This window comes from Evtepia sp., assembly GCF_034090835.1.
In the GTDB taxonomy this organism is placed as follows: Bacteria; Bacillota; Clostridia; order Oscillospirales; family Oscillospiraceae; genus Evtepia.
In genome coordinates this window covers 14,512-36,551 of record NZ_JAXDRS010000013.1, presented here as the reverse complement: position 1 = coordinate 36,551, position 22,040 = coordinate 14,512, and the positions used below count along the sequence as shown (strand labels likewise).

Sequence of the window (22,040 nt, the reverse complement as noted above, 5' to 3'; positions counted from 1 at the left end):
AGGAAGGAGGACTGCTGCATGAAGACAGACAGGGCGAAATGGTTGTTGTCTGCCTTGGCGGACGGAGTCGATCCCTTTACTGGGGAGGTGTTCCCTCAAGATCATATTTGCAACCGACCCGAAATCATTCGGGCGCTGCACAAAGCGCTGGGGGCGCTTCAATCTGTTCCGAAGGAATCGTCTGCCCCCAACGCAGGAAAACCCTGGACACAGATCGAGGAAGACAAGCTGTTGGATGAGTTTCATGGGGGCATGACCATCGCTGCCATGGCGAAAGAGCATGGCAGGAGCCGTGGGGCCATGACCGCCCGGTTGGAGTCAATGGGGAAACTACCGAAAAAGCAAAAGTAAAGGAAATGCTGTGTAAGCGATAGAAAAAAGAATATCCTCCGATGCAGAACCTGTCTGTGAAGCATGGCGGCATCGGAGGATGTTCTTTGGTTATGATAGAAAATCAGGCGGCGTTCTGGGCCAGATAGGAATCCAGCCGGACGCCCACATTTTCCTGCAGATTTCGATAGAAGAACTGATAGTCATACAGGTGATACACCCCGTCGGTGAAGATGGGGAGCACAGGGGGATAGGCCTCGGGGGTTACATCGGGGACTTTCAAAGCGCCCCGTACCGGGTCGATGTAGGCGCCGGTAAGTTGGGGGATTTCAGTGATGATATTACCGTCGTAGTCAGTGAAGCAAGCGCCCAGATTTTCCTCTTTTCCGGCAGGAGTTCCGTCGGTCTTCCAGTTGAGGGGGTTGATGGCCAGGGTGCGGGTCCCTTCGGGGATCATCAGGGAGTCGGTGACGCTCTCTGCTTCACTGTTAAAGGAGACGATCACCCCGGTGTCGTCTGCGGCTTGGGCAAAGCGCAGGTGGGGATACTGTTCCAGCTCCTGCTCTGTGACGCTCCAGCCGATGGCATAGCAGGCCACCAGCAGATCCTGGGTCTCTTTCTTGGCAAAGCAGTCTTTCATCAGGCGGATGCACATGTCTGCCCCCTGAGAGAATCCGGCCAGGATAATGGGGCGGCCTTGGTTGTAGTGCTCCATGTAATAGGTGAAGGCTTCCTTTACGTCCTCGTAGGCCAGGTTCAGATAGGCCTCCCACTGGTCGGTGGGCAGTTCGTAGACGTTCAAACCGACCTGGCGGTAGTAGGGGGCAAAGAAGCGGGCGTCCTCGTCGTAGAGGCCCTTCTCCATGTTGGTAGCACCCAGGAAGCTTTCCTTGGTAGCCGTGTCGTCCAGAGCCATATTGAAGCGGTCCTTTTCACCCCCGTAGACGGTGGGGCAGAGGAAAAAGACATCGGCTGCCGCTGTCTTCTCGGTCTCCAGATAGGCCCAGTTTTCTGCTTGGGCGTACAAGGAGGGCGTCTCTTCTTTGGTGGCGGTCCCGCAGGCCGTCAGGCTCAACGCCAGGACCAGCGCCAGAAGCAGGGAAATGGTTTTCTTTTGCATGGGTTCTTTTCTCCTTCTCTTTTGGATGGCATGGACTTTTGGGGTTCTGCCACATAGATAGCCACAGTATACCAGAGAAATGCCCGGACGGAAAGGGCTTTATTTTCCTCCTGGGTTTCTGCGGCGGTCTGGAGAGGGACGCTGTCCACGCTGCGCGCAGTACCTCACCCAGGAAAAGAGAAGGCCTGGATCCGATGGGATCTTGTAAAGTCTTTGCAGCCATGGAAGGAGCTATGTTCTCCATATATCAATGATATAAGCTTGCTATTTGAAAGAAAATATGGTAAAATACTAAAACTCCTATGAGATCTGAGGATAAAAACTTAGGAGTAAACATCATTTGCTGCCATTAAAATGATGAAAGAAGCAACCGGAATAGATAATAATGCATTAAAAGAAAACATATTTGGATAGATAGGAGGTAAAACAATGAAACGCAAAAGTATATTGACCGTATGTGGTAGTTTATGTTGTGTGCTTGCGATTGCTTTCGCCTTATATCCCTCTGCTTTAGCAAGAAACCAGTTTTTATCGAATGTATCGGATCAGGAAATGAAAAACTCTCTTATGGGTGCCGTACAGGTACAGCTTGATGCAGGACGGTTTGAATCTCAGAATGGCTTGGCTCCGGCAGTTGATAGCGTAGAGTATCAAGATAATATCCAGGCTTTTAATCAAGATGTGGATTTATTCTATGCAGTAGACAATCCATGCAGAGAAATGTACAAAGGAATGCATGAAGAACTATTGGGAGGCGCTTTACAAAATACCGTCGGCTATACAGTAAACTGTGGTATCCTGGACTGCGAAATCATCGAAATCACCCCGGATGAAAATGGTTCCGATGTTATTGTAGAGGCACAGGTATCTGGATACAGCACATGGATTGAGGAAGAATCTAATACTTTTAAGATTCGGTCCCCCTTGAATGTAGAACGGATCAAAGCGAAGATGACTTTGGAAGAGAATTCTTGGAAATTGCTCGATATCATTTCTTCCGACATGCTGTTTATGGGTACTGTGAAAGAAGCCAAGACAGATGATGTGGAAACCGCTTTAACCGCGAAAGACGTCGATAAGATTTCTCATATTACCGAAAAAGAATATAGCACGTTCGCTGAAGCCTTAGCAGCTGCGCAGCAGATCAATATGAAATAAAATGTGTTAACCCGTGGATCATTTTAGAAAAACTAAAATGATCCACGGGTTTTACTATTCAGTAATTTTCCAATTCTTGGCATCTCAATATTTGGTGTTTCTTCAAAGGACCATGGATCGTAAATCCCCCCTATCCTGTGCGGCTTTCTTTATCGACACAAGGATAGGGGGATTGATGATGGGGTGAGAGGGGAGATGCAAATACCCTCGTCATCAGGAGGAAGGAGAGGGATGATGTCACATTCCATCCGTCGTTGGAGTTGAGGGAGCGCTGGGTATAGCCCCGCTCGGTCTTATAGTAGTCATAGTAGTCCTTCACAAAGACGGGCGAATCTTTTGGAAGGGGATCGACTACACCGCCTGCCCGGGCATAGGTTCCGTTTTTGTAGTCTTTCGTCCGCTGTGCATTGAGCGCCTTTTTCATTTCATACCGGGCGGATTCCGTATCGTCGGCGTCAAAATATCCCTTGGCGTTTACGCGCGTCATGTCATACATCGTGGACGTAACCGTGGCTTTGATGCGGGTGTCCATAGCAGCTGCGTTGAGCGCCATGCCGCCCCAGCCGCAGATGCCCAGGATGCCGACTCGCTCCGGATCGATAAAATCACGGGTGGAGAGAAAATCTACTGCGTCGGAAAAGTCTTCTGTATTGATATCCGGGGAGGCAACATTGCGCACGGCTCCGCCGCTTTCTCCCATAAAAAAAGGATCAAACGCCAGGGCGGCAAAGCCTCTGCTGGCCAGCTCTTCCGCGTAGAGCCCGGCACATTGTTCCTTGACTGCGCCGAAGGGGCCAGCAACCGCCACAGCGGCCAGCTGTTCCGAAGCCGTCTTGGGCAGGTATAGGTCACCAGAGAGTTCAATGCCGTAACGGTTATGGAAGCGTACCTTCTCACGCTTAACAGTATCCCCCATAGGGAAGGAATATCCTTGATATTTGGCGTTCATATTCTTGCGCCTCCTTACACGTGCTTACCCAGCTCCCAGGCTTTTTCCAGGGCGGGGTGACCTTTGATCGCACCGACTGACGTTACGCCGCCGGCGAATACCGTCCCAGTCAGACGGGCTTTTTCAAAGCAGTCGATCCAGCCCTGCAGGCCAGTGACTGCGCCGTCTACTGTGTGTTCATTCTCTTCGGCTGCTGCGGCCAGCAAATAAATATCCCGGAATTGGTAGTCAGCAGGGAAGAAGGGGTTGGCTCGATCCAGCATGGTTTTCATCTGTCCGCACATTCCGTAGTAGTAAATCGGGGCAGCAAAGGCAATCACATCGGCGGTGAGCATCTTTTGCGCAATGGTATCTGCGTCGTCATGGATGGTACAGCGCTGGGTGTTTTGGCAGGCAAGACAGCCTTTACAGAATCCGATGGTTTTGTCATACAGAGTCACTTTCTCTACCAGGTTCCCTGCCTCCTGGACGCCTCGGATAAATTCGTCTGCCAGAGTCTCCTAGTTACCGCCCTTCCGGGGACTAGTGGAGATGACCAAAACTTTTTTACTCATTTCCTCCCCGCTTAATGGACGTAGGACACTGGCAGGTACGCCGCCTACGATGGTATTGTCCGGGACATCTCTGGTCACTACCGCCCCAGCTGCTACAATGGCACCGTCTCCAATCGTTACGCCGGGCAGAATGACAGCGCTGGAACCGATCCAGACATGATTTCCAATATGGATCGGGGCTGGGAGCATGGTACGGCGGTCTTTGGGGGATTTTGCATGGTTCAGGGTGGCCAGCACGACATTGTGGCCGATCAGCACACCATCCCCGATAAAAATACCCCCTTGATCTTGAAACTTGCAACCCATATTGATAAAGACATCCTTGCCAATATGGATGTTCTTTCCGCAGTCGGTGTGAAAGGGGGGGAAGAGAGTGAAGCCATCGTCCACCGGCTTACCAATGAGCTGAGAGAAGAGGGTACGCAGTGCGTCCGGCTCATGGTAGCGGCCGTTGATCTCGGCGGTGATGCGCAGGGCGTCCTGGCTGACGCCGTGCATAAACCGGTGCACAGCGCTGCCTCCGTGCACTGTTTTTCCGGAACTCAAATGTGTCAAAAATTCCTTTGATTCCATGGGTGCGCTCCTGTTCACTGGGATTTCTGCGTCCATTGTATCACCGGAAAATGAGTACGACAAATACCTATATAGTATGCTGTGATATGCTTTTTGGTTATATCTTGTCTCTGCGCCGTCTCCTGCTCTGGGCTTGCCGTGGTTTTTTGTGGCTTTGGAAACAAAGCGCTGGTTTTTGGACTGTATACGAAACGACACCTGGCGTCATCATACGCCAGGTGTCGTTTTCGCTGTCCTCCAGCGGCACTTCATGATGTAAGAGCAAAGGATTCTGTTTTTTGGCAGGGCGCCAACAACGATACCGTCTGCCGAGACCAAGGAGGCAGAGGAGAAACCCTGCTTTTTGTGCTAAAAAAGATAGCGCCAGGGGAAGTATACGGCTTCTTCTGCGTAGTCGATCCCGATGCGAGGGGTTTGCCGTACGACAAAGGACTGCGCATCCTCCGGCGGAGTGACAAGGCCGACATCCTCCAGGCGGTCGCAGACAAACAAGGTTTCACCCAACAGAGAGCGCCCATTATCTTCCCGGGTTATGGCTAAGGCCTTGCACAGTTTTCCAGGCCCGTTAAGAAACTGCCTCTTTTGGGGCCGGGTCAGGGCAGAAAGGGGTTTCCCGTATCGGTTGAGGGCCAGTTCCTCCAGTCCCGCCCGGGCCTTGGCGCCTCGGATGAGTACAGCGCAGGGGGTCCCCTCCGGCTCTGTCACGAAATTCAGGCAGTGATGCATACCGTAAATCAGGTAGACATACGCCGTACCCGGCGGGGCAAAGAGGGTCTCCGTGCGGGGGGTTCGCCGGTAGTTGTAGGCATGACAGGCCTTATCAATGGGGCCGATGTACGCTTCAGTCTCACAGATTCTGACCACCAGCGGGGTGTCTCCCTGCATCTGAACCAGATACTTTCCCAACAGGTCCCGTGCCACATCTCTGGTATCCCGTAAATAAAAGTCTTGCGAGAGTTTCATATCGAGCCCTCCCACCAAATGATATCTTTGGGGGCGGGTTCCTCTCCGCAGACCGCAGCCCGCCAAAGCTGGTCTCCATACGCTCCGTAATAGAGCCCCTCTTCCGGCGGGTCCTCTTTCCACTGCCGCCTCAGGCCCTGCCCGGTGTATTTGCACCACGCTTCTTTTCGTGTCCAGAGGGAATAAAAGGCGGGCCAGTCTCCTCCCATTTCGCAGAACCGGGCATACTCTTTTTCCGACAGGGCATACCGGGGGAGGGAAGGGCCTCTGAGCCGGACTTCTTCAATATCGACGCCGACAGGGGACTGGGAAACTGCGCAGAGCACCCAGGAGCCGCTGTGACTAAGGTTAAAATGCAGGCCGGGGAAGGTGGGGAAATAGGGTTTGCCCAGGGGAGTCGTCCGGACTTCCGGCAGGGAACGCAGACCATATTCCCGGAGCAAAACCTGAGATAACAAAAGCATCGCAGGCATGTTTTTCGCACCGTATACTTTCATAAGGGGATTCCTTTCTGTCAATAGGGAAAAGAAGTGGGAAAGTCTTGCCAATTTGCCGGGAAAAGGGGTATAATAAGCAATTGCTGACGTGCACCTTATCAGGGTGCTGGCAGATGTCATTTTGTCATATTATAGCGAAACGGAAAAGGTGTGTAAACCCAATGGCAATTGATCGAATCCATGAATATATTATGCCCGGGAAACGGGCGCATCTGGTGGGAATTGGCGGCGTGTCCATGGCCCCGCTGGCAGAAGTTCTTCAAGGGGAAGGACTCGTGATTACCGGCTCCGATATGAAGGAAAGCGAAACCGTAGAGCATCTGCGCTCCATCGGGATCCCTGTTGTCATCGGCCATCTGCCTGAGAGCGTGGAGGGAAAAGACCTGCTCATTCGTACCGCTGCGGTACACGACAGCAACCCGGAGATCGCGGCGGCCAGAGCCAACGGGATCCCCGTCTTTGAGCGGGCCCAGGCCTGGGGCTCCATTATGCGGCGGTATGAGAACGCCCTTTGCATCTCCGGGACCCACGGCAAGACTACGACCACGTCCATGTGCACCCATATTGCCATGGCAGCCCGCATCGACCCCACCGTGATGATCGGCGGAACACTGCCCCTGCTGGGCACAGGCCATCGGGTGGGAAAAGGCAAGACCATCATTCTGGAGTCCTGTGAATACTGTAACTCCTTCCTCTCCTTCTATCCCACGGTGGCAGTGATCCTGAATATCGAGGCGGATCATCTGGACTTTTTCAAGGATCTGGAAGACGTGGAACACTCCTTCCGTGCCTTTGCGGATCTGGTTCCCCCCGGAGGAACGGTTCTGGCCAACGGCGAGGACGAAAACACCATGCAGGCGCTGAAAGGAAAGGGAGATGTCCTGACCTTCGGCCTGGAGAAGGGGGACTTTCATGCAGAGAACCTGGTCTGGAAGCGGGGACTGCCTACCTTTGACCTGGTACGCAACGGGGAAGTTGCTGCTCATATCACCCTTCAGGTTCCCGGGCTTCACAACGTCAAGAACGCCATTGCTGCCGCTGCTGCCGGTCTGATCCTTGGGATCCCGGGAGAGGCAGTGGCCCGTGGACTGAACGACTTCCGGGGCGCAGGCCGCCGCTTTGAGTTCAAGGGAACGGTGAAGGGCGCCAGTGTCTACGACGACTATGCGCATCATCCTGGCGAGCTGAAGGCCCTGCTGGATATGGCCTCTACTTTAGACTATCAGCGGGTCATCTGTGCCTTCCAGCCCCATACCTATACCCGGACGAAAGCCCTGCTGAACGAGTTTTCTCAGGTCCTTTGTCAGGCGGATATTACTTTCCTGGCGGAAATTTTTGCCGCCCGGGAAAAGAATGACGTGGGGGTCTCCTCGGAAGACCTGGCAAAGAACATCCCCGGCGCCAAGGTGGCGCCCAGCTTTGCAGAGCTGACCAACTGGCTGTATAATCTGGCGCAGCCTGGCGATCTGATCCTGACCGTGGGTGCAGGCAATATCTACACTGTGGGAGAGGCCCTGGTCAAGCGGGGAGAGGACTAAGAAATTTTCACCGTCCTGTTTGGAGAAATGAAAAATGGAAAAGATAGAGATACATGAAATTCCCGGGTTCCTTTTCGGGCAGGCAGAGGATCTGGCAGCCGGAACCGGCTGTACCGTCATCCTCTGTCCCGAGGGAGCCGTTACCGGCGTTGATGTCCGCGGCGGCTCCCCAGGCACACGGGACACGGACGCCCTGGACCCGGTCTGCAATCGTGAGGTGGTCCACAGTGTGGTCCTGACCGGGGGCAGTGCTTTCGGCCTGGACGCTGCTGGCGGTGTCATGAAAAAGCTGGAAGAAGAGCGCATTGGCCGGGATGTCAACGTCACTGTGGTCCCTAACGTCTGCGCTGCTGTTCTCTTTGACCTGAAATGCGGCTCTATGGAGATCCGCCCCGATGGCGCGATGGGCTATGCCGCCTGCGAAGACGCCCTGAAAGGCCAGCCTTTCCGGGAAGGAAACGCTGGCGCCGGAACCGGCTGCACCATCGGGAAGATCCGTGGGGCAGAGTATGCCATGAAAGGCGGCATTGGCGCCTGCGCCTTCCGTCAGGGTGAACTTATGGTAGGCGCCATTGTGGCCTGTAATGCCATGGGTGATGTGCTGGAAAACAGCCGAATCATCGCCGGAGCCCGAAACGATGATGACACCGGCTTTGCTGATACCGAAGCCTGGCTGGTTTCCAACGGACAGCGTCAGAGAGATATTTTCAGCGGAAAATATGTTGGAGAAAACACCGTCATCGGCTGCGTTGTCACCAACGCTGCCATGACCAAAAGCCAGGCGGCCAAACTGGCTGCTGTCGCCCAGAACGGCATTGCCCGGGCGGTTCGCCCCGCCAACGCGACCTTTGACGGAGACTGCATGTTCGCCATGTGCCGGGGAACGGTTTCCTTCGATCCCGACGCAGTGGGCATCCTGGCTGCCAAGGCAGTGGAGGAAGCCATCATCCGCTCGGTAAGGAAGGCCCAGAGTCTCCACGGAAGAATCGCCCTCAGAGACCTCCCCTTCGGCGGGAAATGAGGGCACGAACCCTGTCAGAAAGGATGGGATCATGAAAGTATCCGAACTGAAATACGAACGCCTTTCCATTGAGGAATTTGCGCAGGAAATGCAAGAAGTCATCGCGCAAGTGAAAGCGGCTGCGTCCGCAGATGACGTGATGGCTGCCAGAAATCGCTGCAACCAGTTGGCGATCCGGCTGGAAACCGCCCAGGCCCTGTCTTACATGCGGTACAGCATCAACACCGCCGATGCTTTCTATCTGGCGGAAAAGGATTACTACGATGAGGTCGGTCCCCAGGCGCAGAATTATCTGCTGGAGTACACCAAAGCGATGCTGGACTCTCCCTACCGAAAGGAACTGGAGGAGAGAGGAGACATCATTCCCCTGGTGTTCCGGTCCTTTGAGGTGGAGCTGAAGGCCATGTCCCCGGAGATCATCCAGGACATGATCGAAGAAAACAAAGCAGTCAGTGAATACTCCAAGCTCATGGCTGGGATGGAATTCCCCTTCCGGGGAGAGAAGCTCCCCCGCCCCATGCTGATGAAGTACGCCAAGTCGCCGGACCGGGCCACCCGAAAGGAAGCCTACCAGGTGCTGGGCGAGACCCTCCAGGCCCACAGCAAGGAGCTGGATGATATCTTTGACCGGCTGGTCCATATCCGCGACCGGATGGCCAAGAAGATGGGGTACCGGAACTTTGTGGAACTAGGATACTACCGGATGGGTCGGTTGTGCTATGGTCCGGACGAGGTCAAACAATTCCGGGAGAACGTTCGCCGGGACATCGTACCGGTTGTCTCCCGCCTGAGAACCGAGCTGGGAAAGCGGCTGGGTGCCGAGCCCCTTATGCTCTACGACTATGACATCATCTTCCCCCAGGGAGACCCTGTTCCCAAGGGAGGAAAAGAGGAAATTTTCGCTGCGGCCAAGGCCATGTATCATGACATGAGCAAAGAGACCGGAGAGTTCTTTGACTTCATGCTGGAAACCGAGGCCTTTGACGTGGAGTCCCGGAAGAACAAGTGGGGCGGCGGCTATTGCACCAGCTTTATGGCTTACCACCAGCCCTTCATTCTGGCAAACTTCAACGGGACCTCCGGTGACGTGGATGTGGTGACCCATGAGGCAGGCCACGCCTTTGCCGACTATACCACCTCCCACAACAAGTTTGTTGTGGAGCTGAACGTAGGCGGCATGGAAACGGCAGAGACCCACTCCATGAGCATGGAGTTCTTTGCCTGGCCCTATATGGAGCATTTCTTCGGCGAGGATGCCAAGCGGTATCAGTTCATGCATCTGGTGGACGCACTGTCCTTCCTGCCCTACGGAACCATTGTGGATGATTTCCAGCGCCAGGTCTATGAGAATCCCGACTGGACGCCCGAGGAGAGAAAGGCTGCCTGGCGAAAGCTGGAGGCCGAGTTCCGTCCTCACATCACCTTCGAGGGAATTCCTTATCTGGAAGAGGGGACCCGTTGGCAGTATCAGATGCACATCTACGAAACACCGTTCTATTATATTGACTACTGCCTGGCACAGACCGCAGCCCTTCAGTTCCTGATGGAATCCAAAAAGGATTACAAGGATGCCTTTGCCCGGTATGTCCGCTTCCTCTCCCAGGGGGGCGAGAAGGTGTTTACCGAGCTGCTGGAGGAGGCTGGTCTCCGATCTCCCTTTGCCCAGGGTGCCTTGGAAGAGGTGGCCAAAGCCAGCGAGGCTTTGCTGCGTCAACTGGAAGCTTCTCTGGAAGCGTAAGCGTTCCCGCCCCTGTGCCCACAAAGCACAGGGGCGGTTTTCTTGCAATCCATGGGGTTTCGACGTATAATATAGTGTCTGTCTCTGGGAAAAGAGGCAGAAGTACATCAAAGGATGGTTCCACAGTCGGACGGTTCTGCGCCGGTCTGTGGATTTCAGATAGGAGGAAGGATAATGGCTACTACTTTATTACAGCAATATCTGGATTCGATCCAAGGGAAACGGGTTGCCGTGATCGGCATCGGGGTATCGAATACCCCCCTGATCAAAACTTTGCTGGGTGCAGGCATCTCCGTGACCGCCTGTGACAAGACCCCCCGGGAGAAATTCGGTCCTCTGGCTCAGGAACTGGAGGAACTGGGCGCAGAGCTCCACCTGGGTGACACCTACCTGGACGGCCTGGACCAGGACATCATTTTCCGTTCTCCGGGCATTCGGCCGGATATCCCGCCCTTCCTGGTTGCCATGGAGAAGGGGAGTGTTCTTACCTCTGAGATGGAGGTCTTTTTCCAGGTCTGCCCCTGCAAGATCATTGCAGTCACCGGCAGCGACGGAAAGACCACCACAACCACACTGATTTCGGAAATGCTGAAAAACGCCGGATATACTGTGCACCTGGGCGGCAACATCGGGAAGCCCCTGCTGTCGGAAGCTGGAGACATGAAGGAAACCGACGTAGCCGTTTTGGAACTCTCCTCCTTCCAGCTTATGACTCTTTCCCAGAGCCCGGATATCGCAGTCTTTACCAACCTCTCTCCCAACCATTTGGACATTCACAAGTCCATGGAGGAGTACGCCCAGGCCAAAGAAAACATCTTCTGCCATCAGGCCAAAGAGGGGCTGGCTATCTTTAACCAGGACAATGACCTGACCTTGGAAATGAGCGCCCGAGCACCGGGCCGGGTGATGATGTTCAGCCGTCGTCAACCGGTGGAGCAGGGGGTCTATGTGGAAGACGGTACTATCGTGGTGGCAAACCATGGGGAGCACCGCAGACTCTTTGAGACCAACCGTATTCTGATTCCCGGTCAGCACAACGTAGAAAACTATCTGGCTGCCATCGCTGCTGTGCAGGGCCTGGTCACGGATGAGGTGATCCTCCACACGGCAGAGACCTTCCCTGGCGTAGAACACCGAATCGAGCTGGTACGCACGCTGAATGGGGTACGGTATTATAACGATTCCATCGCCTCCAGCCCCACCCGTACGGTGGCTGGCCTGCGGTCCTTCCACCAGAAGGTCATTCTGATTGCTGGCGGCTATGACAAAAAAATTCCCTTTGACCTGCTGGGGCAGGAAGTCCCGGGGCATGTCAAAACCCTGGTTCTCACCGGAGCCACGGCAGAGAAGATCCAGCAGGCCGTCATGGCTGGACCGGACTATCGGGAAGGACATCCGGTGATCCTGCGGAAGGACGACTTCCAGGAGGCGGTGTTGGCCGCCAGAGACGCCGCAGAAGAGGGGGATGTGGTCATCCTGTCTCCTGCCTGCGCTTCCTTCGACCACTTCAAGAACTTTGCCCAGCGGGGAGAACGGTTCAAAGAAATTGTCCGTTCGCTCTGAGGAGGAGGTTCTATGGAACAGAAAGAATATTTGTCGGCCCTGTCTGCCTGCGCAGCACCCTCTGGCCGGGAGGGCGCTGCGGTGCAGCTGGCCGCAGAATTGCTGCGTCCCCTCACCGATGAGGTGACGGTTGACCGGTTCGGAAATGTGATCGGCTTGCGTCGATGCGGAAAACCCAATGCAAAGAGGGTGGTGCTGGACGCCCACCTGGATGAAGTGGGCATGGTGACCACCGGAGCCAAAGAGGGCTTTCTCTCCTTCCGGCTGGTGGGAGGGGTAGACCCCCGGATGCTCCCCAACCGGGAGGTCACCATCCTGACCCAGCCGCCCCGGTTTGGGCTCATCGCCGTTTTGCCTCCCCATGTGCAGAAGCCCGGGGCCGCCAATAAGAGTATCCCTGTGGAGGACCTCTATATTGACGCCGGACTGACGCAAGAAGAAGCCCGCCAGCTGACGGGCACCTTTGTGGTACCCAGAGGGCCCTTCCGCTCTCTATTAAACCAACGAGTCACCGGGAAGGCCATGGACGACCGTGCTGGCTTTGTGACCCTGCTCCGGACCCTGGAGCTGCTGCGGGAGGTCCCCTTGGATGTCGACCTGTATGTCATGGGCAGCAGCCGGGAGGAGGTCAACGGTGGGGGCGCTCTGGTGGGGGCCTTCGCGCTGGCTCCTCACTGCTTTGTAGCGGTGGACGTCACCCATGGCAGAACCCCGGACGGCCCCAAAGAGGATACCTTCCCTCTGGGAGAGGGGACGGTCATCGGGATCGGTCCTAACATCACCCGATGGATGCAGGAACGGCTCATTCAAAAAGCCGAAGCCCAGCAGATCCCCTGGTCGCCGGAGGTGATGACCGGACACAGCGGAACCAACGCCTGGCGGGTTCAGACCGCCAGGGAGGGAATTGCCACAGCAGTGGTCTCCCTGCCCCTGCGCTATATGCATAGTCCAGTAGAGACGCTGGATCAGAATGATTTGGAGCAAACAGCCAAGCTGCTGGCTGCATTTGTCACGGATCTTGCCCAGGAAGGAGGGGAGTTCCTTGCTGATTGATACGCTGAAAACGCTGTGCGCCCTGCCGGGCATCTCCAGCTGGGAAGACAACGTCCGAGACTACATCAAAGAGCAGGTGGCTCCCTATGCAGATACCCTCCGGGTGGATACCATGGGGAACTTAATTGTCACCAAGAAAGGGGCCGTTCCCGGAAAGAAAACCCTGATGTTGGCCGCCCATATGGACGAGGTTGGCCTGATGGTCCACTCCATTACGGAGGAAGGATACATAAAATTCCGTACCGTAGGGGGCATTGACCGCCGGGTTCTGATCGGAAAACAAGTCCTGGTAGGGAAGCAGGGGGTGCCTGGGGTGATCGGTCTGAAAGCCTACCATCTTACCAGCGCCGACGAGGAAAAGAACGTCCCCAAGCTGAAAGACTTTTCCATTGATATTGGTGCAAAGAATAAGGAAGAGGCCGCCGCCCTGGTTTCTCCCGGGGACCCTATCGTATTTGACGGCGACGTGATCGAGTTCGGCAACGGGCTGCTGAAGGCAAAAGCCATTGACGACCGCATCGGCTGCGCCGTCATGATTGAGCTCATAAAGGAGCCCTTACCCATGGACTGCACCTTTGTCTTTACCGTACAGGAAGAAGTGGGGACCAGAGGAGCCTTTGGGGCTGCTTTTTCCGTCACACCCGACCTGGCTCTGGTGCTGGAAGGCACCACGGCCGCTGACCTGCCGGACTCGCCGGAGGACCAGCGGGTCTGCTCTGTGGGGAAGGGCCCAGTCATCCCTTACATGGATGGGGCTACCGTCTATGACCGAACCCTGTTCCTTTTGCTTCGTTCTCTGGCAGAGGAACATGGTATCCCCTGGCAGACCAAGGAACTGATTTCTGGCGGAACTGATGCCGGCGCGATTCAGAGAAGTAAGGGGGGCGTACAGGTGGCGGCCATCTCCGCTGCCGTTCGGTACCTCCATACCCCCTCCAGCGTCGTATCCCTGGAGGATTGCCGCCAGATCCTTTCTCTGGCCAGACTGTTCCTTTCTGCCGCTGCCACCATGGAATAAGGAGGAATCATACAACATGGATTATCTTTCTGTGATCCAGATGCTTAACGCCTGCCACGGTCCCGCCGGGGAGGAACGGCAGATCGCCTCGACCCTCAAGCGCCTGGCAGAACCTTACGCCGACGAATGCTATATCGACACCCTGGGAAACCTGATCGTACATAAAAAGGGCGATGGCCCCAAAGTCATGTTCGCCGCCCACATGGATTCCATTGGTCTCATTGTCACCCATATCGATGAGGACGGTTACCTCTCCTTTGGAAAGCTGGGTGGGGTTCGGCCGGAGAACATCCTTCACACCCCCTTCCGTTTTAAGAATGGTGTGTGCGGTGTGGTCTCCCTTCGCCATGGGCGCTCCGTCAAAGAGATGACCTTACAGGATCTCTACCTGGATATTGGGGCCAAGGACCGCGCCCATGCCCAGCGCCTGGTGCAGGTGGGAGACACAGCAGTGTCCCGGATGCCCGCCTTCTCCATGGACTCTCGCCTGGTCTCTCCTTACCTGGATAACCGCATTTCCTGCGCAGCCATGCTGGAGGCCCTCAGCCTGATCCGCAGCCACACCAGCGACCTGTACTTTGTCTTTACCACCCAGGAGGAGTTGGGGCTGCGGGGGAGCAAAGCGGCGGCCTATACCATCGACCCGGACTATGGTATCGCCGTGGATGTCACCGCTGCTCGGGAAACCGAAGACAAGGGGAGAGGGACCGCACTTTTGGGCGGCGGTGCCGCCATCAAAGTGATGGACAGCGCCGTAATTTCTCATCCGGAAATGGTAGAAACCCTTGAGTCTCTTGCTATGTCAAGTAAAATCCCTTTTCAGAAGGATGTGCTGATAAGCGGAGGAACTGATGCCGGTTCCATTCATGTAACCCGGGCCGGTGTTATCACCGGTGGTATCTCCATCCCCTGCCGGTATATCCACTCTCCCGTGGAAACAGTTGAGACCGACGACGTTCGTGCGGTTTCCCGTTTGATCACTGCGTTTTCCGAAAAAAACTTTAAATAACAAAGGATGTAATGTGAAATGCCTTTACAGATTAGTGAGCGCGTCCGCGCCCTTGGCGCCCAGGCACAGGCTGCCCTTGCCGAGCAGTTTGCACGCATCGACGCCATTGCGGAACAGAACACCGAAAAGGTACTCTTCGCCTTCCAGAAGCACAAGGTAGCGGAAGCCTTCTTCCAGGGGACCACCGGTTACGGATACGATGATCTGGGCCGGGAAAAACTGGGGGAGATCTATGCGGACATCTTCGGCACTGAGGATGCCATGGTACGCATCAACTTTGTCAATGGGACCCACGCCATCGCCTCTGCTCTTTACGGAGTCCTTCGTCCCGGGGACACCCTGGTTTCCGCCGTGGGTGCCCCTTATGACACCCTGCAAGGGGTCATCGGGATCACTGGCGATGGCAACGGCTCCCTCCGAGAATTCGGGATTCGGTATCGTCAGGTGGACCTGACGCCCGACGACAAGCCCGACCTTCCTGGCATCGTTCAGGCGGTGCAGGAGGAAGGGGTCAAGGCTGTACTCATTCAGCGTTCCCGGGGATATGCCACCCGGGCTTCCCTCTCGGTGGAGACCATTGGGGAGCTGTGCCGGGTGATCCGCAGCGCCAACCCCAAGGTCAATATTCTGGTAGATAACTGCTACGGTGAATTCGTAGAGACCATGGAACCCAGCCAGGTGGGAGCCGACCTCATTATGGGCTCCCTCATCAAGAACCCCGGCGGCGGTCTGGCCCCCATGGGCGGGTATGTAGCCGGCCGGCGAGATCTGGTGGAAAGCACTGCCATGCGCATGACCGTACCTGGTATTGGCCGGGAATGCGGCGCATCTCTGGGCAACAACCGGGCATTATATCAGGGGTTGTTCCTGGCCCCCCACACAGTGGCGCAGGCAACCAAGACCGCAGTCTTTGCCGCCAAGATGATGGAGCTGCTTGGTTACCGCACTGACCCCCTCTCTACGGACGTTCGCCACGATATTATTCAGATGATTCATTTGGAAAAGCCGGAGGCGGTAGAGCGGTTCTGCAAAGGGATCCAGTCCGGCGCACCGGTGGACTCCTATGTGACCCCGGTGCCCTGGGACATGCCTGGCTACGACTGCCCGGTCATCATGGCAGCCGGTGCCTTTATTCAGGGTGCCTCCATTGAGCTGTCTGCAGACGCCCCCATGCGTCCTCCCTATACGGTGTACATGCAGGGAGGACTGACCTATGAATCCGGCAAACTGGGGATCCTTCTGGCAGCCCAGGAGCTGCTGCGCCCCTAAGCCTTTGAATACCCACACGGAAGGAAGGACCCCATCATGGACCAAGCCAAGCGAGCAGAAGAACTGAGAGAGCTTTTGAACTATCACAGTAACCTCTACTATAACGAAGACAATCCCAGCCTTTCTGACGCGGAATATGACCGCCTCATGCAAGAGCTGAAGGCCCTTGAGAAGGAGAACCCTGACCTCATTACCCCGGACTCTCCCACCCAAAAGGTGGGGGGGACCGCCAAGCGGTCCGCCGGGGTTCTGGTAGCCCATCGGGTCCCTATGCTTTCCATGCAGGATCTCTTTTCCCGAGAGGATGTGGAGCATTTTGCAGAAGACTGCCGGGAAAAATTAGGGGAGGAGACCACCTTTTTGGTAGAAACCAAAATTGATGGGTTGTCCATGGCCCTCCGCTATGAGGGGGGAAAGCTGGTCACCGCCATCACCCGGGGGGACGGCCGCACCTTCGGTGAGGACGTAACAGAGAACGCCAAGGTCATCGACGACGTAGCCGTGACCCTGACCCAGCCCCTTCCTTATCTGGAGGTGCGGGGTGAGGTCTACATGACCAACGAAGCCTTTGAGGCCGTAAATGAACGGCAGGAGCTGCTGGGGAAAAAGACCTTTGCCAACCCCAGAAACTGCGCGGCAGGTACCCTCCGCCAGCTGGATGCTTCCATCACCAAAGAACGCAAGCTCTCCTTTTTTGTGTTCAATATCCAGGACATTCAGGGGAAAGAACTGCAAACCCATGAGGAAGCCTATTCCTTTTTGAAAGACTGCGGTATTACGGTCATCGCCCATTATTTTGTCTGCAAGACCAACCAGGAGATCTGGGAGGCCATTGAAGCCATTGGAGAGATGCGCGCTGCGCTACCCTATGACATTGACGGTGCTGTGGTGAAAGTCAATGAACTCTCCGCCCGGAAAAACCTGAAGGATACGGCAAAAAACGCCGGGTATCAGGTGGCCTATAAATACCCTCCAGAGCGAAAAGAAACCAAACTCCTCCAAATCGAACTGTCGGTGGGGCGGACGGGGAAAATCACCCCCACGGCTGTCTTTGAACCGGTGCGTTTGTGCGGCACGACGGTCTCCCGCTGCACCCTTCACAACCAGGATTTCATCAATAATCTCGGCATCTGCCTGGGCTCTACACTGCTCATTGAGAAGTCCGGGGACGTCATCCCCAAGTGCGTGGGGGAGGTCCGGGAAAAGCGCCCGGAGGGTGCACAGGTGTTTCAGATCCCCATGGTGTGTCCTGTCTGCGGGGAGCCGGCGGTGCGAGATGATACCGCAGATATTAAATGCGTAAACTTGAATTGTCCTGCTCAGCTGGAACGTCTCATTGGCCACTTTGTCTCTCGCAGCGCCATGGACATCAAGGGATTCGGTGCAGTTTACGTTCACGAACTCATCCAAAAGGGATACCTGTCGGATGTGGCAGATATCTTCACACTGTATGAGAAGCGGGAGGAACTCATTGAGGCCGGGATCATCGGCAAGGAAAAGAACACCGATAAACTGCTGGCCAACATTGAAAAGGCAAAGCAGAATCCCCCCGCCCGGCTGCTGACCGGCCTTGGCATTTCCAACGTGGGGAAATCGGCCGCAGAGGCACTCATGAACCATTTGGGCTCCTTTGACGCCCTGCAAGCCGCCACAGAAGAGGAGCTTACCGCCATCGATGACATTGGTCCCATCTCCGCCCACTGTGTTTACACCTATTTCCGCGCCCCCCACAACCGGGCTGTGCTGGACAAGCTGACTGCTGCCGGAGTGACCATGGCGCAGGAGGTCCGCAAGGCACCCTCCGAAGAGTTACCATTCTCCGGAAAAACCTTTGTTATCACCGGAACCCTCCCCGGTATGAGCCGGGAAGAGGCTGCCCAGCTCATCCAGGCTCAGGGCGGAAAGGTGACCGGCAGCGTCTCCAAAAAGACCAGCTATCTACTGGAAGGGGAGGCCGCCGGGAGCAAGCTGACCAAGGCCGAGTCCCTTGGGATTCCTGTCCTTTCCCTGGAGGAACTTCAGAAGATGCTCACTCAGGCGGAAGAAATCACCTGATTTATACGACAACAACGACAACACCCCCTGTGCCGGGAAACCAAACCGACACAGGGGGTGTTGCTATGCCAAAACAATCCTATTAGTCGCTAAGCGCGTTTTTCTGGGACACAGGGGACTTCTTTTCGTAGCAGGCAAAGGCCTGGTCTACCATCGCCTGATCCGGCGTTTGGGTAAAGAGGCTCACCACAGGAACGATCACCAAACCTGCCAGCATGGCGAAGGCGCCGCAGTTAATGGGAGAGCGCAGCAGAACGGGGAAGAGCTCCGGGAAGAAGGCATTCTGCAAAAGGTTCAGAACCATAATACCAGAGCCGAAAAGGAAAGAGGTCCAGCAAGCTGCTTTGGTCACCTTTTTCCAATAGAGGCCGTAGAGGAAGGGGGCAAGGAAGGCACCTGCCAACGCGCCCCAGGAAACGCCCATCAGCTGGGCGATAAAGCCGATGGAGAACTTATACTGCACGATGGCAATGATCATGGAAATGAGTACGAAGACCACGATAAAGCAGCGAATGATAAAAATGGTCTCCCGGTCGTTGAGATCCTTGATCACGTTGTCTTTTAACAGGTCGATGGTCATGGTGGACGAAGAGGCGATGACCAGAGAGGACAGGGTAGACATAGAAGCGGACAGGACCAGAATGACCACGATGGCAATGAGAAGATCCGGCAGACCTTCCATCATAGCCGGGATGATGGAGTCGTAGCCATCTGCGGCAATGTCCACCCGGTCAGAGAACAGTCGGCCAAATCCACCCAGAAAGTAACATCCTCCGGCGACCACAAAGGCGAAAAGGGTAGAAATGATGGTGCCTTTCTGGATGGAGTCCTCCGATTTGATGGCGTAGAACTTTTGTACCATCTGAGGCAGGCCCCATGTCCCCAAACTGGTCAGGAGGACCACGCCAAGGAGGTTCACCGGGTCAGGCCCGAAGAAGGAAGCGAAAATCCCAGGTACCTCGCCGTTGGGGGTGGTGGGGTCAGAGACCGCACCCAGGCTGTGAAGGGCCTCTGTAAACCCGCCCTGGGTGTTGAGGACGGCAGCAATCACCACACAGATCCCCACCAGCATCACGCATCCCTGAACGAAATCGTTGATGGCCGTGGCCATGTAGCCTCCGGCGATGACGTAGATTCCTGTGAGTACCCCCATCAGAATGATACAGATGGCGTAGTCCATATGAAAGGCCATACCAAAGAGACGGGACAGGCCGTTAAACAGGGAAGCGGTATAGGGGATCAAAAACAGGAAAACGATCACCGATGCGCCGATTTTCAACCCTTTGCTCTGAAAGCGTTCCCCGAAAAACTGAGGCATGGTCGCTGAGTTAAAATGCTGGGTCATGATTCGGGTCCGACGGCCCAGGACTACCCAGGCCAGAAGGGAACCCACCAGCGCGTTGCCGATGCCAGCCCAGGTGGCAGCAATGCCGTATTTCCAGCCAAACTGTCCGGCATAGCCCACAAAGACCACGGCAGAAAAGTAGGACGTGCCGTAAGCGAAGGCGGTCAGCCACGGTCCCACAGAACGGCCGCCCAACACAAAGCCTGCCACGTCGGTGGTGTGTTTCCGGCAATAGAGGCCGATCCCCACCATGATGGCGAAGTAGATCAGCAAAAGCGCAAGTTTCATCACAATCCCTCCAATTCATTGCTTTCCAACTTTAACACCAAAAAGCTAAAAAGTCAAGAAGTGCATGAGCTATGTTCGCTTTTTGGCGAAGGTAACAAAAACATCCCCATGCCTGTTGGAACAGACATGGGGATGTTTTACAATATGAATCAAAATTGGGAAAAACCGGTTATTTGCTGGCCCAGTTTCCCGTTGCGTCTGCGGTGAGGTAAGCGTTAATGAAGCCGTCCAAATCGCCGTCCATCACGCCGTTGACGTTGCTGGTCTCATAAGCGGTGCGGGTATCCTTCACCAGGGTGTAGGGCATAAAGACATAGGAGCGGATCTGGCTGCCCCACTCGATCTTCAGCTGCACGCCCTTGAGGTCAGAGATCTTCTCTGCCTTTTCCTGCATCTGAAGCTCCACCAGCTTGGCCCGGAGCATCTTCATACAGTTGTCCTTGTTCTGGAACTGGCTGCGTTCCGTCTGGCAGGAGACCACCACGCCGGTGGGGATGTGGATGAGACGAACGGCAGAGGAGGTCTTGTTCACGTGCTGACCGCCGGCGCCGCTGGCGCGGTAGACCTGCATTTCGATGTCCTCCGGGCGGATCTCCACTTCCACGTCCTCAGGCAGGTCAGGCATAACTTCCACAGAAGCAAAGGAGGTCTGACGGCGGGCGTTGGCGTCAAAGGGGGAGACACGAACCAGGCGGTGCACGCCGTGCTCACCCCGCAGATAGCCGTAGGCGTTTTCACCTTCGATCATAATGGTAGCGGACTTCAGGCCGGCCTCGTCGCCCTCCTGATAGTCCATAATTTTATAGGTAAAGCCATGGCGTTCTGCCCAGCGGGTATACATACGATAGAGCATCTGCGCCCAGTCCTGGGCCTCTGTTCCGCCGGCGCCGGCGTGGAAAGCAAGGATAGCGCTGGAGGCATCATACTCTCCGGTGAGCAGAGTCTGGAGTTTGGCAGACTCCATGCTCTCCACCAGGGCAGCGTATTCCTGTTCCAGCTCAGGGAGCAGGGATTCGTCCTCTTCCTCGTTGCCCATCTCGCACAGGACCATCATATCTTCCCAGGAAGAACGACGTTTTGCCTGAGACTCCAGCTTATTTTTCAGCTGTTTCAGTTTTTGCAGTACTTTCTGGGAGTTTTCAGGGTTGTCCCAAAATCCATCCGCTGCACTCTGGGCTTCCAGAAAGTCCGCCTCCCGGGCGGCGCCTTCCAGGTTCAGGGCTTTTTCCAGCTCGTCCAACTGGGGGAGCAGGTTGTTGAGTTTGACCTTGTATTCGTCAAATTGAAGCATCTTTCGATCACTCGCATTCTGAAATATTTAACTGTGCTATTATATCCGATTTTTTCCTCCCTGTAAAGGGAAAACGCCGGGAAAACCGACGATTGTTTCCCTCAGCGGCTGCTGGTGGAAGGAACGTCGGACTCCCAGCGAAAAATAAAATCGTCCAGATCCTGCGGCTCCGAAGAGGGGATCGGAAGGGGATAGGACACAGTATCGGTCATGGCGTTGACCTCCTTTCTTCCGTTGCGCTATCCAAACCAGTCTATGCAGGAAGGGGGAGAATATGTGCAGGAAAAGATGCCTGGAAAAAATTACAAGGAAAACAGTGGGATTTCCCGGAATCCATTCTTGATTATTTCGGAAAAATGTTGTATGATAAGAAAACAGTCTGCCGGATACTATAGTCGGTGTCGGGCATGGCCGCACTAGTCGGGGAGATAGCGGTGCCCTCTGCCTGCAATCCGCTGTAGCAGGGATGAATCCCGGTCCCCGGAGGCCTCTTGTTTCGTTAGTTGCCAGTAAGCGGTGATGATGAATCGGTCCTGCGCAACGCAGCACTGTGAACCGTGTCAGGCGGGGAACCGAGCAGCACTAAGCAGAACGCCGCGTGTGCCGCAGGTCTGCCGGTTTTGAGCTGGCTGCTGGTGAGACAGAAATGAGAGGTCCTTCAAAGACCGGTGTGCGGTCCTGCCGGATGCCGAAAGGGTTCGGCAGACT

At 55.4% G+C, this 22,040-nt stretch carries 19 protein-coding genes and 1 other RNA gene; 12 read left to right on the top strand and 8 right to left on the bottom strand.

Annotation, left to right across the window (positions count from 1 at the left end; translation table 11 throughout):
• Positions 1-18 precede the first annotated feature (18 nt).
• Positions 19-351, top strand: a complete 333-nt coding sequence (locus SOR61_RS02315; protein WP_320611081.1) for a hypothetical protein — start codon at positions 19-21, stop codon at positions 349-351.
• A 103-nt stretch (positions 352-454) separates the two neighbouring features.
• Here SOR61_RS02315 and SOR61_RS02310 read toward each other — a convergent pair whose 3' ends face one another.
• Positions 455-1,450: a DUF3089 domain-containing protein gene (locus SOR61_RS02310; protein WP_320611080.1), complete on the bottom strand. Its 996-nt coding sequence runs from the start codon at positions 1,448-1,450 to the stop codon at positions 455-457.
• Positions 1,451-1,879: 429 nt separating this feature from the next.
• Between SOR61_RS02310 and SOR61_RS02305 the strand changes: the two genes are divergently transcribed.
• Complete coding sequence (locus SOR61_RS02305) at positions 1,880-2,608, top strand: hypothetical protein (protein WP_320611079.1); 729 nt, start codon at positions 1,880-1,882, stop codon at positions 2,606-2,608.
• A gap of 130 nt (positions 2,609-2,738) precedes the next feature.
• Here SOR61_RS02305 and SOR61_RS02300 read toward each other — a convergent pair whose 3' ends face one another.
• The 5 genes from SOR61_RS02300 to SOR61_RS02280 form a co-directional block, all read right to left on the bottom strand.
• Positions 2,739-3,557: an alpha/beta hydrolase gene (locus SOR61_RS02300; protein ID WP_320611078.1), complete on the bottom strand. Its 819-nt coding sequence runs from the start codon at positions 3,555-3,557 to the stop codon at positions 2,739-2,741.
• A gap of 14 nt (positions 3,558-3,571) precedes the next feature.
• Positions 3,572-4,051: a flavodoxin family protein gene (locus SOR61_RS02295; protein ID WP_320611125.1), complete on the bottom strand. Its 480-nt coding sequence runs from the start codon at positions 4,049-4,051 to the stop codon at positions 3,572-3,574.
• A 6-nt stretch (positions 4,052-4,057) separates the two neighbouring features.
• Positions 4,058-4,684 (bottom strand): sugar O-acetyltransferase, encoded by a 627-nt coding sequence (locus SOR61_RS02290; protein WP_320611077.1) that lies wholly within the window; start codon positions 4,682-4,684, stop codon positions 4,058-4,060.
• A 348-nt stretch (positions 4,685-5,032) separates the two neighbouring features.
• The gene (locus SOR61_RS02285; protein WP_320611076.1) at positions 5,033-5,647 is read right to left on the bottom strand and encodes a DNA-3-methyladenine glycosylase; all 615 of its coding nucleotides are present in this window, start codon (positions 5,645-5,647) and stop codon (positions 5,033-5,035) included.
• The gene (locus SOR61_RS02280) at positions 5,644-6,144 is read right to left on the bottom strand and encodes a 4'-phosphopantetheinyl transferase superfamily protein (protein WP_320611075.1); all 501 of its coding nucleotides are present in this window, start codon (positions 6,142-6,144) and stop codon (positions 5,644-5,646) included. Before SOR61_RS02280 ends, SOR61_RS02285 begins: the two co-directional genes overlap by 4 nt.
• 161 nt (positions 6,145-6,305) lie before the next feature.
• On the opposite strand from SOR61_RS02280, the gene murC reads away from it, so the two are divergent.
• From murC to ligA, 9 genes are all read left to right on the top strand, one after another.
• On the top strand, positions 6,306-7,682 hold the full coding sequence (gene murC, locus SOR61_RS02275; RefSeq protein ID WP_320611074.1) for a UDP-N-acetylmuramate--L-alanine ligase: 1,377 nt from the start codon (positions 6,306-6,308) through the stop codon (positions 7,680-7,682).
• Between the two features lie 34 nt (positions 7,683-7,716).
• Complete coding sequence (locus SOR61_RS02270; RefSeq protein WP_320611073.1) at positions 7,717-8,703, top strand: P1 family peptidase; 987 nt, start codon at positions 7,717-7,719, stop codon at positions 8,701-8,703.
• Positions 8,704-8,734: 31 nt separating this feature from the next.
• Positions 8,735-10,441, top strand: coding sequence for a M3 family oligoendopeptidase (locus SOR61_RS02265; RefSeq protein ID WP_320611072.1), 1,707 nt, complete (start codon positions 8,735-8,737; stop codon positions 10,439-10,441).
• A 174-nt stretch (positions 10,442-10,615) separates the two neighbouring features.
• Positions 10,616-12,004 carry a UDP-N-acetylmuramoyl-L-alanine--D-glutamate ligase gene (gene murD, locus SOR61_RS02260; protein ID WP_320611071.1) on the top strand — a complete coding sequence of 463 codons (1,389 nt, stop codon included), beginning with the start codon at positions 10,616-10,618 and terminating at the stop codon, positions 12,002-12,004.
• A gap of 12 nt (positions 12,005-12,016) precedes the next feature.
• Positions 12,017-13,057: a M42 family peptidase gene (locus SOR61_RS02255; RefSeq protein WP_320611070.1), complete on the top strand. Its 1,041-nt coding sequence runs from the start codon at positions 12,017-12,019 to the stop codon at positions 13,055-13,057.
• On the top strand, positions 13,047-14,075 hold the full coding sequence (locus SOR61_RS02250) for a M42 family metallopeptidase (protein WP_320611069.1): 1,029 nt from the start codon (positions 13,047-13,049) through the stop codon (positions 14,073-14,075). Before SOR61_RS02255 ends, SOR61_RS02250 begins: the two co-directional genes overlap by 11 nt.
• A 16-nt stretch (positions 14,076-14,091) precedes the next feature.
• Positions 14,092-15,084: a M20/M25/M40 family metallo-hydrolase gene (locus SOR61_RS02245; protein ID WP_320611068.1), complete on the top strand. Its 993-nt coding sequence runs from the start codon at positions 14,092-14,094 to the stop codon at positions 15,082-15,084.
• 18 nt (positions 15,085-15,102) lie between these two features.
• Complete coding sequence (locus tag SOR61_RS02240) at positions 15,103-16,353, top strand: methionine gamma-lyase family protein (protein ID WP_320611067.1); 1,251 nt, start codon at positions 15,103-15,105, stop codon at positions 16,351-16,353.
• A 36-nt stretch (positions 16,354-16,389) separates the two neighbouring features.
• On the top strand, positions 16,390-18,408 hold the full coding sequence (gene ligA / locus SOR61_RS02235) for an NAD-dependent DNA ligase LigA (RefSeq protein ID WP_320611066.1): 2,019 nt from the start codon (positions 16,390-16,392) through the stop codon (positions 18,406-18,408).
• Positions 18,409-18,490: 82 nt separating this feature from the next.
• Here ligA and SOR61_RS02230 read toward each other — a convergent pair whose 3' ends face one another.
• Positions 18,491-20,041 (bottom strand): sodium:solute symporter family transporter, encoded by a 1,551-nt coding sequence (locus SOR61_RS02230; protein ID WP_320611065.1) that lies wholly within the window; start codon positions 20,039-20,041, stop codon positions 18,491-18,493.
• Between the two features lie 169 nt (positions 20,042-20,210).
• Positions 20,211-21,332, bottom strand: a complete 1,122-nt coding sequence (gene prfB, locus SOR61_RS02225; RefSeq protein ID WP_320611064.1) for a peptide chain release factor 2 — start codon at positions 21,330-21,332, stop codon at positions 20,211-20,213.
• A 411-nt stretch (positions 21,333-21,743) separates the two neighbouring features.
• Between prfB and ffs the strand changes: the two genes are divergently transcribed.
• Positions 21,744-22,008, top strand: an RNA gene (gene ffs, locus SOR61_RS02220) — signal recognition particle sRNA large type.
• The last annotated feature ends 32 nt before the right edge of the window (positions 22,009-22,040 follow it).